This window comes from Serratia sp. CY47444 (assembly GCF_052168635.1).
Lineage (GTDB): Bacteria > Pseudomonadota > Gammaproteobacteria > Enterobacterales > Enterobacteriaceae > Serratia > Serratia bockelmannii.
Map to the genome: position 1 here is coordinate 133,204 of NZ_JBJNMH010000009.1, position 15,292 is coordinate 148,495.

Annotated in this window: 9 protein-coding genes; 2 read left to right on the plus strand and 7 right to left on the minus strand. The window is 61.5% G+C overall.

The features are described 5' to 3' along the window. Nucleotides 1–87 precede the first annotated feature (87 nt). Nucleotides 88–1,035, minus strand: a complete 948-nt coding sequence (gene treR / locus ACJ8IL_RS13980; protein WP_042783558.1) for a trehalose operon repressor TreR — start codon at nucleotides 1,033–1,035, stop codon at nucleotides 88–90. A gap of 423 nt (nucleotides 1,036–1,458) precedes the next feature. Here treR and mgtA point away from each other — a divergent pair, with 423 nt between their 5' ends. Both mgtA and ACJ8IL_RS13990 read left to right on the plus strand, forming a co-directional pair. Then, on the plus strand, nucleotides 1,459–4,167 hold the full coding sequence (gene mgtA, locus ACJ8IL_RS13985) for a magnesium-translocating P-type ATPase (protein WP_288398352.1): 2,709 nt from the start codon (nucleotides 1,459–1,461) through the stop codon (nucleotides 4,165–4,167). Between the two features lie 211 nt (nucleotides 4,168–4,378). Then, nucleotides 4,379–6,772, plus strand: coding sequence for a family 20 glycosylhydrolase (locus tag ACJ8IL_RS13990; RefSeq protein ID WP_442516606.1), 2,394 nt, complete (start codon nucleotides 4,379–4,381; stop codon nucleotides 6,770–6,772). Nucleotides 6,773–6,808: 36 nt separating this feature from the next. Here the strand turns inward: ACJ8IL_RS13990 and ACJ8IL_RS13995 are convergent, their stop codons facing one another. The 6 genes from ACJ8IL_RS13995 to argF form a co-directional block, all read right to left on the minus strand. Next, nucleotides 6,809–9,793 (minus strand): amino acid adenylation domain-containing protein, encoded by a 2,985-nt coding sequence (locus ACJ8IL_RS13995; RefSeq protein WP_442516607.1) that lies wholly within the window; start codon nucleotides 9,791–9,793, stop codon nucleotides 6,809–6,811. Nucleotides 9,794–9,997: 204 nt separating this feature from the next. Continuing rightward, nucleotides 9,998–10,384 carry a 2-iminobutanoate/2-iminopropanoate deaminase gene (ridA, locus tag ACJ8IL_RS14000; RefSeq protein WP_004933379.1) on the minus strand — a complete coding sequence of 129 codons (387 nt, stop codon included), beginning with the start codon at nucleotides 10,382–10,384 and terminating at the stop codon, nucleotides 9,998–10,000. A 159-nt stretch (nucleotides 10,385–10,543) separates the two neighbouring features. Further along, nucleotides 10,544–11,008: an aspartate carbamoyltransferase regulatory subunit gene (gene pyrI / locus ACJ8IL_RS14005; protein WP_033641690.1), complete on the minus strand. Its 465-nt coding sequence runs from the start codon at nucleotides 11,006–11,008 to the stop codon at nucleotides 10,544–10,546. A gap of 12 nt (nucleotides 11,009–11,020) precedes the next feature. After that, nucleotides 11,021–11,956: an aspartate carbamoyltransferase gene (gene pyrB / locus ACJ8IL_RS14010; protein WP_148123084.1), complete on the minus strand. Its 936-nt coding sequence runs from the start codon at nucleotides 11,954–11,956 to the stop codon at nucleotides 11,021–11,023. Between the two features lie 424 nt (nucleotides 11,957–12,380). After that, nucleotides 12,381–13,949, minus strand: coding sequence for an ABC transporter substrate-binding protein (locus ACJ8IL_RS14015; RefSeq protein WP_261425343.1), 1,569 nt, complete (start codon nucleotides 13,947–13,949; stop codon nucleotides 12,381–12,383). A 194-nt stretch (nucleotides 13,950–14,143) separates the two neighbouring features. Continuing rightward, on the minus strand, nucleotides 14,144–15,163 hold the full coding sequence (argF, locus tag ACJ8IL_RS14020; RefSeq protein ID WP_147823132.1) for an ornithine carbamoyltransferase: 1,020 nt from the start codon (nucleotides 15,161–15,163) through the stop codon (nucleotides 14,144–14,146). Between the last annotated feature and the right edge of the window lie 129 nt (nucleotides 15,164–15,292).

Below are 15,292 nucleotides of genomic sequence, written 5' to 3' on the forward strand. Positions count from 1 at the left end.
CTCGGCTTTTTGAATGAAATGGGAACGTTCCCGGATTGGGGCGAGGATCACAAAATGACAAAAAATGGTCAACTTCTAATCAGGTCGTCAGGAAAGTTTGCTGGGCACCACCAGGCGGCGGATCCCCTGTTCGCCACTGAGCTGTGCCAACAGCTGCTGCGCCGCCAGCAGGCCGGCGCTGCCGTAGCCGAACTCCACCGACAGGGTGTCGGGGAACAGGAAGCTGAGCAGCGGGGTGTTGCCGATGGCGCATACCTGGATGGCGCGCGTCGGCTGCTGTTGCAGGTATTTGATCGCCCCCAGGGCGATGCTGTCGGAGGCGCAAATCAGCGCGCTGGTGTGCGCGTCAATCACTTCGGCGGCGTGCTGGAAACCGCTCTGGTAACTCAGCTCGCCCAGCGTGGCGCGCGGCGTGAGCGTGAGGCGTTCACAGGCGTCGAGATAGGCCTGATAGCGGCGCTGGCCGGTGGTGGCGTCGCTGAGCTGCACCCCCAGATAGCCGATATGCCGATGCCCTTGCTGATACAGGCGATCCATCAGCAGGTTCACCGCGCCGGCGTCGTCGTAGCAGACGGACGAGAAGCCGTCGTATTCGCGCACCATCACCACCATTTTTTCCTGCCACGGCTTGAGCATCGCCGCGGTCAGGCCGGTGAAGCCAAACAGGATCACGCCGTCGACGTTGCGCTGATGCAGTACGTGCAGATGCTCCTGCACCAGGCGGGTTTCGAACTGGCTCTCCATCACGATCGGATCGAAGCCCTGCTGGTACAGCAACGGCAGCATGGTGCGCACCGCCTGGTTTTCCGACGGCGAATCGAGACGGGAAACGATAATGCCCACCACTTTGTCGCTCTGGCCGCGCATGGCGCGCGCCGACTTGGAGGGGGTAAACCCCTGCTGACGGATCACCGCTTCCACCCGTTCGCGGGTTTGCGGGCTCACGCTGCCTTCATTGTTCAACACGCGTGAGACGGTGGATTTACCTACGCCGCTCAGGCGTGCGATGTCCTTGATGGTCAGCCGGTTTTGCATGGTTTACTTGTCGTTTAGGTTGTAAGGCGTAAATTGACGGCCAATAATGAATGCCCGTCAGCATAGCTCATTTTCCGACGCGGATCTTGATGCAAAACGGGATTGTGACATTGCGATGAACGGCCGCTCCTGCCGCTCTGTTTTTCCCTTTACCGGAGGTTATTCCCCATATGGACCCCGACCCGACTGCTTTAGACACTCACTCGGTTCTCCGGTAAAACCTCTCCGCCTGGCGCTGCTGTTTTACCGGTGAAGTACATCACGGTAACCGGTGGCGCGCGCTTCGTCGTTCGCTCCTGCTGCTGAAAAAAAGAATAAGGATCTGCATTGGCAGAGGCTTTTTGGCGTGCCCGCCATCCGCCCGGCCGATGACGATCCCCGTTTACCCGCTGCCGTGAGGCACCGGGCGACGAGGTGCGAACCATGAAACTGAAAAAACTCCCCCGTCAGCTGCTGGGCCTGTTTGCCCGCGGCCTTCCGCGCCGTTTGGTGCGCCGCGACAGCCTGCTGGACAGCGTCGGCGGCGCTGCGCGCGATATGCCGGCCGGCCTGGCGCAGCAGCGGCTGGAATGCGCCGCCGCAGAGACGATGCAGCTGTTTGAGCGTTTCCACAGCCACCCGGAAGGCATCACCGCCCATGAGGCGGAACAGGTGCGCCAGCGCTGCGGCGAGAACGTCATCGACGATCAACAGAAAGAGGCCTGGTGGCAACACCTCTGGCACTGCTACCGCAACCCGTTCAACCTGCTGCTGACCGCGCTCGGCATGATCTCTTATGCCACCGAGGATCTGACCGGCGCCTTGGTGATCGCGCTGATGGTGGTGATCTCCACGCTGCTCAACTTCATCCAGGAGGCGCGCTCTAACCGGGCGGCCGACGCGCTGAAGGCCATGGTGAGTAACACCGCCACGGTGATCCGCAGCGATGCGCTCACCGGCAAGAGCGAGCACGTGGAGCTGCCGATCGCGCAGCTGGTGCCGGGCGATATCATCAAGCTGGCGGCCGGCGACATGATCCCGGCGGATCTGCGCGTGCTGTCGGCCAAGGATCTGTTCATCAGCCAGGCGGCGCTGACCGGCGAATCGCTGCCGGTGGAAAAATCCGCGGCGCCGCAGGCGTTGGCGGCCGATCCGCTCGACTGCCCGAACCTGTGCTTCATGGGCACCAACGTGGTCAGCGGCACCGCGCTGGCGATGGTGATCGGCACCGGCGGCAACACCTATTTCGGCCAGCTGGCGCAGCGCGTCACCAGCCAGGATGAGCAGCCGAACGCCTTCCAGAGCGGCATCAGCAAGGTCAGCTGGCTGCTGATCCGCTTTATGCTGGTGATGACGCCGATCGTGCTGCTGATCAACGGCTACACCAAGGGCGACTGGTGGGAGGCGGCGCTGTTCGCGCTGTCGGTGGCGGTCGGGCTGACGCCGGAAATGCTGCCGATGATCGTCACCTCGACGCTGGCCAAAGGGGCGGTGAAGCTGTCGCGCCAGAAGGTGATCGTCAAACGCCTGGACGCCATTCAGAACTTCGGCGCGATGGACATTCTGTGCACCGACAAAACCGGCACCCTGACCCAGGACAAGATCGTGCTGGAGCGCCACACCGACGTGTTCGGTGCCAGCAGCGAGCGGGTGCTGCGCTACGCCTGGCTGAACAGCTTCTACCAGACCGGGCTGAAAAACCTGCTCGACGTAGCGGTGCTGAGCTGCGCGGAGCAAAATCAGCAGCCGGAAGCGCTGCAGCACTACCGCAAGGTGGATGAGATCCCGTTCGACTTCGTGCGCCGCCGCATGTCGGTGGTGGTGGCCAAGGACAACGAGTATCACGAGCTGGTGTGCAAGGGCGCGCTGGAAGAGATGCTGGCGATTTGCAGCCACGTGCGCCACGAAGACGAGGTGATCCCGCTGAGCGAGGCGCTGCTGGCGAGGATCCGCCGCATCACCGACGATCTCAACCAGCAGGGGCTGCGGGTGGTGGCGGTGGCCAACAAGATCCTGCCGGCGCAAACCCATGAATACGGCGTGGCGGACGAGTCGGATCTGATCCTCGAAGGCTACGTCGCCTTCCTCGATCCGCCGAAGGAGAGCACCGCGCCGGCGCTGGCGGCGCTGAAACAGAACGGCGTCACGGTGAAGATCCTCACCGGCGACAACGAGCTAGTGGCCGCCAAAGTGTGCCGGGACGTCGGGCTGGCGGCCGAGCACCTGCTGCGCGGCAGCGAGATCGAACAGATGGACGACGAGCAGCTGGCGCAGGCGGCGGCGCGCACCACGGTGTTCGCCAAGCTGACGCCGCTGCACAAAGAGCGCATCGTTAAACTGCTGCGCCGCCAGGGGCACGTGGTGGGCTTTATGGGCGATGGCATCAACGACGCGCCGGCGCTGCGCGCGGCTGATATCGGCATCTCCGTCGATTCGGCGGTGGACATCGCCAAGGAAGCGGCGGACATCATCCTGCTGGAAAAAAGCCTGATGGTGTTGGAGCAGGGGGTGATCGAAGGGCGCCGTACCTTCGCCAACATGCTGAAATACATCAAGATGACCGCCAGCTCCAACTTCGGCAACGTGTTCAGCGTGCTGATTGCCAGCGCCTTCCTGCCGTTCCTGCCGATGTTGCCGCTGCACCTGTTGATTCAGAACCTGATGTACGATATCTCGCAGATCGCCATCCCGTTCGATAACGTCGACGACGATCAGATCACCCAGCCGCAGCGCTGGAACTCCGCCGATCTGGGGCGGTTTATGGTGTTCTTCGGGCCGATCAGCTCGATCTTCGACGTGCTGACCTTCTGCCTGATGTGGTGGGTATTCAAGGCCAACACGCCGGAAATGCAGACGCTGTTCCAGTCCGGCTGGTTCGTGGAAGGGCTGCTGTCGCAAACGCTGATCGTGCACATGATCCGCACGCGCAAAATTCCGTTTATCCAGAGCCGCCCGTCCTGGCCGCTGTGCATCATGACGCTGGCGGTGATCGCCACCGGCATCGGCCTGGTGTTCTCGCCGCTGGCCGGCTTCCTGCAGCTGCAGGCGCTGCCGCTCGGTTACTTCCCGTGGCTGGTGCTGATCCTCGCCGGTTACATGGTGCTGACCCAGTGTGTGAAAGGCTGGTTCGTGCGCCGCTACGGCTGGCAATAACCCGTTCGCCCCCTCCGGCCGGGAGGGGGCAACTGTGATCCCGTCCGCTTTTTCACCGCAACGGTTGGACATCTGTTCTGTGCTGAGTCTTTATCTACAGCGTTGGCTGTTTTCCCCTGCGCCTTTCAAACCAACGCGTTGTTGTTTATCGCCTAGCGGTGGTTTGAAATTCATTGGGGATATTTTGTTTTTTTCCTCTGAGGAATTTCCGATGCACAGACCTTTCCGTTATACGCTACTGGCTTCATCGTTATGGTTTTCTTGCGGCGCACTGGCGCAGCCGGCGGGTGATTTGCCGCTGATGCCCTGGCCGCAGCAGGTGGAAGTGACGCAACCGGCGGGCAAGCTGGTGCTGGATCACCGCTTGTCCCTGACGCTGCAGGGTGACGACTTGGGCGACGCGCTGCCGCGCTGGCGCCAGCGCATCGAACTGCAGACCGGCTGGACGCTGGCGCCGGCGGGTGAAGCGAAGGGCGGCGCGACGATCAGGGTGATGATTAAAGACCGGGTGGCGGCGCAGCCGCTGCCGGGCAGCGACGAGAGTTACCGGCTGGCGGTCACGCCGCAGGGTGCCACGCTGACCGCCAACACCCGCTTCGGCGCGCTGCGCGGCATGGAAACCCTGCTGCAGCTGCTGCAGACCGACGGGCAAAACACCTTCCTGCCGCTGGTGGATATCCGCGACGTGCCGCGTTTTCCGTGGCGCGGTGTGCTGCTGGATTCGGCGCGCCATTTTCTGCCGCTGCCGGACATTTTGCGCCAGCTCGACGGCATGGCGGCGGCCAAGCTTAACGTGTTCCACTGGCACCTGACCGACGATCAGGGCTGGCGCTTTGCCTCCGAGCATTACCCCAAACTGCAACAGCAGGCCAGCGACGGCCAGTTCTACACCCGCGAGCAGATGCGGCAGGTGGTGGCTTACGCCACGGCGCGCGGCATTCGCGTGGTGCCGGAGATAGACATGCCGGGGCACGCCTCCAGCATCGCGGTGGCCTATCCCGACCTGATGAGCGCGCCGGGGCCGTATCGCATGGAGCGCGAGTGGGGCGTGCATAAGCCGACGCTCGATCCGACCCGCGACGAGGTGTATCAGTTTGTCGACACGATCGTCGGCGAGCTGGCGGCGATCTTCCCCGATCCTTATCTGCACATCGGTGGCGACGAGGTGGACGCCAGCCAGTGGCGGGCGTCGCCGTCGATTCAGGCGTTTATGCAGAAGAACGGGCTGGCGGATACCCATGCGCTGCAGGCCTACTTCAACCAGAAGCTGGAAAAGATCCTCGAGAAACACCAGCGGCAGATGGTCGGCTGGGATGAGATCTACCATCCGTCGCTGCCGCGCTCGATCGTAATTCAGTCCTGGCAGGGGCAAGACTCGCTGGGCGCCAGCGCGCAGGACGGCTATCAGGGCATTCTTTCCACCGGTTTCTACCTCGATCAGCCGCAAAGCACTGCCTATCACTACCGCAATGAAATTCTGCCGCAGCCGCTGGGGGTCGAGACGGCGGTGCAACCCGGCGAACAGGCGCAAAGCTGGCGTTTCAGCATGCCGCGCCTGAAGGGCAGCGCGGTGGAGGGCAGCTTCACGCTGATCGAGGGCAAGCAGGGCTGGCGCGGCTTTATCGATTTCAACGGCAAATCGCGCCGCGCGGTGCACGACATCGTCTGGCGCACGCCGCAGCAGGTGACGTTCCGCGTCGATACCTGGATGGGCGACACGCGGCCGGTGTTCACGCTGCAGCAGGACAAGCTCAGCGGCTATACGTTGATCGGCAACGTGCGTTACCCCACCCGCGGCGACAAGCTGGCGGCGGCGCCGGCGGGCAAGATGCCGGTGGTGCCGGACGAGAAGGGACAGGCCAACATTCTCGGCGGTGAAGCGGCGCTGTGGGCGGAAAACGTGCGTGCGCCGCTGATCGATCTCAAGCTGTGGCCGCGCGCCTTCGCGGTGGCCGAGCGGCTGTGGTCGGCGCAGGACGTCACCGACGAAAGCAGCATGTACCGGCGGCTGGCGGCGATCGATGCCTGGTCGGTGGTATCGGTCGGCCTGCAGCAGCACGCGGAAACGGCGCGCGAATTCACCCGGCTGAGCAACAGCGTGCAGATCCTGCCGCTGCAGATCCTGGCCGAGGCGGTGGAGCCGGCGCACTATTACACCCGCCAGCACCTGAAGTTCCAGGCCGGTAACTATCACCAGTTCGAACCGCTGAACCGCTTTGCCGATGCGCTGCCGCCGGAGAGCGGCGCGGTGCGCGACATGCATGCGCAGGTCGCGGCCTTGTTGAAGGATAAGCGCGATAAGGCGGCCGCGCAGGCGCTGCGCGAACGGCTGCAGCGCTGGCAGGCGAATGGCACGGCGTTGCAAACGGCGATCGCGGGCAACCGCACGTTGCGGGATCTGGCGCCGGTGGCGCAGGACGTCGGTGCCTTGGCCTCGCTGGGCTTAACGCTGCTGGATCGCCATCAGCATGGCAAACCGCTGAGCCGGGCCGAGGCCGAGCAAGCGCAGCGCCAGCTGGATGCGGCGGCGCAGACGCGCGACGAAGTGGTGATTGCCGCGGTGTACCCGCTGGAGGCGCTGCTGCGGGGGCTTAAAACGGAGTGAGGGTGACGGGGCTCGGCCAGTTGAGCCCCGGTTTTGTTACGCCTGTAGCGACAGCGGCGCATACCCGATGGCGTGCTGCAGGTAATTCAGCAGCAGCTGGCGGGTGAAGCGCGGCTCATCGATACCGCTGCCCTGCAGGAAGCGTTGCAGGTTGCTGCAGTCCCACCGATAGGTGTCTTGATAGAGCTCCACCGTCGATAGCTCGTCCACCATAGGATCCTTGAACAGGCTGAGCAGCGGGTACAGCGGCGCGTCGCTGTCGTTTTCCCATTGTGCCCGCCACTGTGCGAAGGGCAAGGGGCGAAAACGATAACCGAACTCGCGCTCCAGCAGGCTGAAAAACTCACGCAGCGTCAGATTATTGTCACCTTGATGGATCAGGTTGAATTTCTGCCCCAGCGCCTGCGGGTTGCGAGAGACGTGGGCGATGGCCCGGGTCATGTAATCCACCGTGGTCAACCCTTCGCGCATATCCCGTAAATCCGGCACCGTGCCGCTGCTGATGCAGGTTTTCACCAGCCGTCCCCACCATTGATAATCGGCATTGACGCCGGTACGGCTGTGGCAGGTGGCGTAGCCCAGGCGGAAGGTCATCAGCGGCAGGCCTTGCGCCGCCGCTAAATCGGCGATTTTCTCCATCACCCATTTGCTGCGCACGTAGCCGATATCGCGGCTGACCGCCGGCAGGTTTTGGTCGATATCGTCGCTTTCCCGCATCACCCGCTTGCCGGTGTGCAGATGCCCCCAGCTGTATACGGAGATGGTCGACAGCAGCATCAGCGGCTTGGTGCGGCTATGCGCCGCGAAGCGAATGATTTCCCGCAGGCCCTGCACGTTGTCGCGCTTCATGTAGGCGTAAGGCTGGATAAAATTCACCGCGCTGGCCGAATGGTAAATCAGATCGATATCTCGGCTTAACGCCCTGTAGGCCGCCGGCGTCAGCGAAAAGTCGTGTTCCGCGACGTTGCCAGGCACGATATGAATGCGCGCGTGCTGGCTGGCGTTCAGCGCGATCCGGTAGCGCTGCAGCACCGCCTCCAGCCGCTGTCTCGGCGGCAGTTTGGCGCCGTCGCGCACCAGACAGTACAGCTCGGCGTCGGTGGTGCGCAGCAGATCGGCCAACAGATGCGCGCCGACGAAGCCGGTGGCGCCGGTCAGCAAAATGGCGCGCGGCGCGCTGATTTGCCGCGGATCGAACGTCGGATCGATGACGAGATCCGACGGCAAATAAACATCATCCTGCAAGGCACGCGCTTCGCCTTGCCGCTGTGTCGGTTGCCGGTCTCTGCGTTGTGCCAGTGCCTGCGCTAGGGCGCCCAGAGTGGGATATTCATAGATGTCGTGCACCGAAGTCTCGACGGCAAATGCCTCGGCCAGCGCCGCCATCAGTTTGGCCGCTAACAGCGAATGGCCGCCCAGCGAGAAAAAATCATCGCCGGATGCGGGCTGTTCCACTTTCAGCAGCGAGCGCCAGAGATCGGCGACGACGCGCTGGTCGGCGGTCAGCGGCTGCGCAACGCCGACACTGACGCTGACCGGTTGGTAATGCGCCAACAGAGCCGCTTTGTCGATCTTGCCGTTGTTGTTCAGCGGCATGTGTTCCAGTAAACGATAATCGGCGGGCAGAAATGCGGTGGGCAGCGTTTCTTTCAGTTTCTGTCGGACGCGTGCGGTCACGTTTTCGCTGTCACTCTCCGCGATCAGAAACGCCACGATTTTCTTGCCCAGCGGATCGTCAGCCATTGCCACGGCGGCCACCGCTTTACGGACGCCCGCAACCTGCAGCATGGCGTTTTCGATTTCGCCCAGTTCAATGCGATTGCCGCGGATTTTGACCTGATCGTCGATACGGCCCAGATATTGAATGCGGCCATCCGCCAGCCAACGAGCCCGATCGCCGCTGCGATACAGACGTAACCCGGCGAAGTGAGGCGGGGTGATGAAGCGTTCGGCCGTCAATGCCGGATTGTTCAGGTAGCCGCGTGCCAGGCAACGACCGCTGATATACAGCTCGCCGGGGCGATCGCCGATCACGGGCTGCAGTCGGTCATCGAGGATGAAGATTTCGGTATCGCCGATGGGCCGCCCAATGCTGGCGGGCGGATTTTGCGTGGCGCAAGCCACCCGGTTGCAGGTGACGAATATGGTGGCTTCTGTCGGGCCGTAGTAATCGATCAAGGGATAATCGATGCCGCGCAGATCGACCGGATGAAGTTTTTCCCCCGAGCTGAACAGATACCGCAGCGCCAGATTGGCCGGCTGCGGCGCGCCGACCACTTCGGCAACCAGTACGGCGGGCAGGCTGGCGTGAGTGATACCCTGTTCGGCAAAATAGACCAGCAGCACTTCCGGCTGCAGGCGAGCGTCTTCCGGCGGCAGATACAATGTGCCGCCGCTGGTCAGAGGCGACCAGATCTCCCATTGCGCGACGTCGAAACTCAAGCCGGCGATCAGCGTAGAACGACTTTCGGCATCCATAGCGAATTGCTTGTTATGCCAGAGAATTAAATTCAGCAGCGACTGATGTTCGATCAGCACACCTTTCGGTTTGCCGGTGGTGCCTGAAGTGAAAATGAGATAAACGATGGCATCGGGAGGCGGAGAGATTAACGTTATATTTTCCTGTGGCGAAATTGATATATTATCAATATAAATAACGTCTTCGCTGAAATTATCTTCCGATAACGCAATTGTCGCGTTGCTGGCGAGTATTAAAGGGGAACCGCTTTGCGTAACGATATCCTGTATTCTTTTTTCCGGGTAACGCGCATCGATGGGAATATAGCCTGCGCCGGCTTTGACGATCGCCAACATACCGATCAGCATTTCCGGCGTGCGCAGCGTGACGAGCGGCACATAGCTGTCGGGCGCCACGCCCCGTCGTAGCAACAGCGCGCACAGTGCGCTGCTGGCTTCATCCAATTGACGGTAGGTCAGGTGTTTATTATTGCCGACGACGGCAAGTTTTTCCGGATAACGGGAAACTTGTTGGATAAAATAATCCAATACGCTAGGTGCCATGGTTATCTCCTGTCATTATTCACGGGGTGAACGAAATGAAACAGCAATGACCCGGCCGGGTGAAAAACAATTATAGGCGTATTTTTATTGTGGGATTGTAAATGTGGGCGATATTACGCTATCGCTATAAATTAATTGAATTAATAAAATTCTTATCAATAAAAACGGCCAGTCTGCACTGGCCGTGATTCGCATGCGTGTCGATTAACGACGCACGGCGATGGCTTCGATTTCGATCTTCACGTCTTTCGGCAGACGCGCCACTTCTACGCAAGAGCGGGCCGGGAACGGCGCGCTGTGCTCGGTGAAGAAGGCTTCGTACGCGGCGTTGACGGTGGCGAAGTCGTTCAGGTCTTTCACGAATACGGTGGTTTTCACGATGTCGGCAACGATCAGGCCGGCGGCTTCGACGATCGCTTTAACGTTTTCCAGCGACTGGCGCGCCTGAGCGGCGACGTCGTCGGCGACGGCGCCGGTTTTCGGATCGACCGGGATCTGGCCGGAAGTGATGATCATGCTGCCCAGATCAACGCCCTGCACGTAAGGACCAATGGCTGCCGGGGCGAGTTCAGTGCTGATATTACGTGACATGTTTTCTCCTGATAGACCCGTTGTCTTTCACGCCGCCGCGCGGTCGGCCGCAGCGTAAAATTCGGTGGGTAGCAACGTGGGTAGAGTAATTTTCAGAGGACCCATTATAGGGCGTCACCGGGAGAATGACAGCGCCATCTCCCGGCGCCCATGCCGGGCTTAGTCCGCCTGCAGTACCACCTGATGCTCGAACTCTTTTTCGCAGTAGCGGCATTTCAGGTGCACTTCGCCGTCGCGCGATTTGACGCTGAAGCTCGACGCCACCGGCTCGCTGCGGCTGATGCAGTTGCCGTTCGGGCAGGTCAGCACGCCGTCGATGTGGTCCGGCAGGCTGAGGGTCAGTTTGCGCACCACTTCATAGTTATCGATGCGGTTTACCGTGGCCTTCGGCGCGTACATCGCCAGCTGGTTGGCCTGCTGCTCGGTCAGGAAGGTGTTCTCGATCTTGATCAGATCCTTGCGGCCCAGCTCGTTGGAGGGCAGGTTCAGACCGATGGTGATGCGCTGGTCGGTGGCGGTCAGCTTGAACAGCGTCAGCAGTTTGAAACCGATCTGCGCCGGAATGTGGTCGATCACCGTGCCGCATTTGATCGCTTCGACCTGCAGTTTGTTGTCGTGAGTCATGGTGGTTCCCCCTTAAAGAGCCAAATCTGCGTTGAGCACCAGCGCCAGCAGCGCCTGGCGGGCGAAGATGCCGTTGCCCGCCTGCTGGAAGTAGTAAGCGTGCGGCGTTTTATCCACGTCGGTGGCGATCTCGTCGATGCGCGGCAGCGGGTGCAGCACCTTAAGGTTGGTGCGCGCGCCGGCCAGATCTGCGGCGCGCAGGACGAACTGCGCCTTCACGTTGGCGTACTCGGAAGGATCGAGGCGCTCTTTCTGCACCCGGGTCATGTAGAGAATATCCAGCTCCGGCACCACTTCTTCAATGCTGCTGTGCAGGCTGTACTCGATGCCTTTCTCTTCCAGCATTTTCAGGATGTAGGCCGGCATCGCCAGCGCGTCCGGGGCAATGAAGTAGAAGCGGTTGCCTTCGAATTTGGCCAGCGCCTGGGTGAGCGAGTGCACGGTGCGGCCGTATTTCAGGTCGCCGACCATGGCGATACTGAGGTTGCTCAGGCGCCCCTGGGTTTCCTGGATGGTGAACAGATCCAGCAGGGTCTGGGTCGGGTGCTGGTTGGCGCCGTCGCCGGCGTTGAGCACCGGCACGTTACCGGAGAATTCCGAGGCCATGCGCGCTGCGCCTTCCTGCGGATGGCGCATCACGATGGCGTCCACATAGGTGCTGATCACCGAGATGGTGTCGGCCAGGGTTTCGCCTTTCTTGCCGAGCGAGGTGTTGCTGCCGTCGGCGAAACCGACCACCGAGGCGCCGAGGCGGTGCATCGAGGTTTCGAACGATAGGCGGGTACGGGTCGAGGCTTCGAAGAAGCAACTGGCGATCACCTTGTGTTTCAACAGTTCCGGCTGCGGGTTGGCTTTCAGACCGGCGGCGGTGCGCAGCACCAGCTCCAGATCCTCGCGGCTGAGATCGTTAATAGAGATGATGTGTTTGTGATACAGCGGGTTGGCCATTTTTCACTCCTCCTCGACGCGTGCCCGTGGCGCGGGACTTTGGGTATGCCCTTTATCTTTCAAGCCGCAGCGGCGTTGGCTGCCCGCCGTCACCCCAGTCACTTAGTTGTCTAAGCTCCTGGGGACTCCAGCGGTTGCCGCCTGGCTGCGCCCCGAAATCTTTCGGGCATAATTTTTTAAGGCAAAAAAAAGCCCCTCAATGAGGGGCTTGAAACGATCGGTTTAGCAACAGGAGAAACAACGGCAGCTGGCCGCCGATAGGCAGTCGGTTTTGTCGATTGCGGCTAACAAAACAAACGTCGTTTTTCATGCTTTCTCCTGGCAAATTGTGGCGCATTATACTCGCGCTTTTCGCCACTGCAAGCGTTAAAACGCCGTTTTTTGCCGCCCCGCAATCGATTGGCCGGCGATGGCCGCCCGCCGGCTATTTGCTGACGCGATCGTAGTAGACCATGTCGGCGTTCAGCCCCTGCTGGTAGCCTTTGACGTTGTCGCGCAGCACCACTTCGGTTTTGGCCTGATCGATAAACACGTACGGCGAACTGCGCTGCAGCGCCTGCTGCATGGCGGTGTACCGCGCGCGGCGTTTGGCCGGATCGGCTTCGGCCAGCGCCGCCAGCGTCTGCTGGTTCAACTGCGGGATCTGCCAGCCGTTCATCCACGCCACCGTGCTGCTCTTGCCGTCGTTGTAGGCGAAGGCGCTGGCGTTGGAGTGGGCGTCGAAGTAATCCGGGATCCACAGCCGGATCGCCGCCTGATGCTGCCTGGCGCGCACGCGGGAGTAAACCTGGCTGCCCGCGGCCGGCAGCAGTTCGATCTTCACGCCGGCGGCGGCGAAGCTGCCCTGCAGCGCCTGCGCGATGGTGATGAACGGCGGTTTGTTCTCGACGTCCAGCGTAAAGGCGGCGTGGGTGATGCCCGCCTTGGCCAGGATCGCTTTCGCCTTGGCCGGATCGTAGCTGAACGGGTTGGTCTCCAGCGCGCCCGGCAGCCCGACCGGCAGGAAGCTCTGGTGCACGAAGTATTGGCCCTTCAGCAGATCCTTCGTGATGCCTTGATAATCCACCAGGTAGCGCGCCGCTTCCCAGAAGGCCGGGTTGTTCAGCAGCGGATTGGCGCCGTTGCCGGTGTTGAACACCAGGTAGTTTTGCTCGGCGGACGGGATCTCCAGCACCTTGACGCCCGGCTGGTTTTTCAGCGTGTCGGTCTGATCGGCGCCCAGTTCGCGGGCGATATCGGCGTCGCCCTGCTGGATCAGCAGGCGGCGGGTGGCCGGATCCGGCACGTTTTTAATAATGATGTTTTTCAGCTGCGGCTTGTCGCCCGGCGAGGTGGGGTTGGCGTCCAGCACGATCGCCTGATGCGGCTGATAGACGCGCATCTTGAACGGGCCGCTGCCGGCGGAGTGCATTTTCAGCCAGGCGTTGCCGAAGTCGCCGTCTTTGACGTTGGCCAGCGCCGCCTTGCTGTCGACGATCGAGGCGATCGGCGTCGAGAGGATATTCAGCGCCACCGTCGGGCTGACGTCCGCCGTCCAGCGCAGCTGCACGGTATGGTCGTCGATCTTCTTCAGCTGCGCGTCGATGTTGTCCGGCTGCCAGCCGAGCACGTTGAGGATGAACGCCGGCGATTTGTTCATTTTCACCGCGCGGCTGTAAGAGAAGATCACGTCGTCAGCGGTCAGCGGATTGCCGGAGGCAAACGCCGCCTGCGGCCGCAGTTTCACCGCCAGCGTTTTGGCCGCCGCATCGCCCTGCCAGCTTTCCGCCAGCACCGGCGCCACCTTAGCTGGATCGTCGCGATCCGCTTGCACCAGACGCTGATACAGGCTGGGCACTGTCTGGATGCTGGAGAGTTCGTTGGCTTCCGCCGGATCGAGGCTGACGATGTCATCCAGCGATTGCACCACCACCAGCGTATTCGGCGGCGTGGCGGCTAACGTGGCGGTGGGCAGGGCGGCGAGCAGGAACAGCGGCAAGAGTTTGGCTTTCATCGGTGTGTATCCCCTGAAGGCGCCGCAAGGCGGCGCTGAGAACGGTTTGTTATCGTTGGTTTTTACGGCGCGGGCGCCGTCGGCCTGTCACGGTAGAACCTTTGCCGGCGGCGGGCAAAGGTTAATCCGCTATTTGATATTCCAGGAATATATTAGCCTCCCTGGCCGGGGGTGCCAGGGCGGAGGGGGAACAATCAGAGGGTTTCGCTCAGCGTGGCGACCAGCACCGCCTTGATGGTGTGCAGCCGGTTTTCCGCCTGATCGAACACCACGCTGTGCGCCGATTCGAACACCTCGTCGGTCACTTCCATGCCGCCGTGCAGGTCGTACTGCTGCGCCATCTGCTTGCCGAGCGTGGTTTGGTCGTCGTGGAAAGCCGGCAGGCAGTGCAGGAACTTCACGTTCGGGTTGCCGGTCAGCTTCAGCATCGCCATGTTGACCTGATACGGCCGCAGCAGCGCGATACGCTCTTGCCAGGTTTCTTTCGGTTCGCCCATCGACACCCAGACGTCAGTGTAGAGGAAGTCGGCGTCTTGTACCCCTTCGGCGATGTCTTCGCTCAGGGTGAGTTTCGCGCCGGTTTGCTGCGCCAGCGCCTGGCATTCGGCCACCAGTTCCGGCTGCGGCCAACAGGCCTTCGGCGCCACCAGCCGCAGATCCATGCCCGCCAGCGCGGCGGCTTCCAGCAGCGTGTTGCCCATGTTGTTGCGTGCGTCGCCGACGTACGCCAGCTTCACCTCGCTCAGCGCCTTGCCCGGCAGGTGTTCCTGCACGGTGAGCAGATCCGCCAGCAATTGGGTAGGGTGGAACTCGTCGGTCAGGCCGTTCCACACCGGCACGCCGGCGTGCTGCGCCAGGGTTTCCACCAGCGCCTGGCCGTAGCCGCGATACTGAATACCGTCGTACAGGCGGCCCAGCACCCGGGCGGTGTCTTTCATCGACTCTTTATGGCCGATCTGGCTGCCGCTTGGGCCGAGATAGGTCACCTGCGCGCCCTGATCGAATGCGGCAACTTCGAAAGAGCATCGCGTGCGGGTCGAGTCTTTTTCGAAGATGAGCGCAATGTTTTTGCCCTGCAGCCGGCGCTGTTCCTGCCCCTGCTTCTTGGCCTGTTTCAGATCGGCCGAAAGCCGCAGCAGCGCCTGCAGCTCGGCGGGGGTGAAATCCATTAACCTCAGAAAGTGACGTTGGTAGAACGCATTGCCGGTGCTCATAGTCCGATTCCCTGATTGCTTAATTGAATTAAAATTCACTTTATATGTATGAATATTCAATTTCAACCCCAGCGAGGAAATCTTTCACGTTTATCGTGGAAGCAATGTCGGCGGTGTGTGAAAATAGAA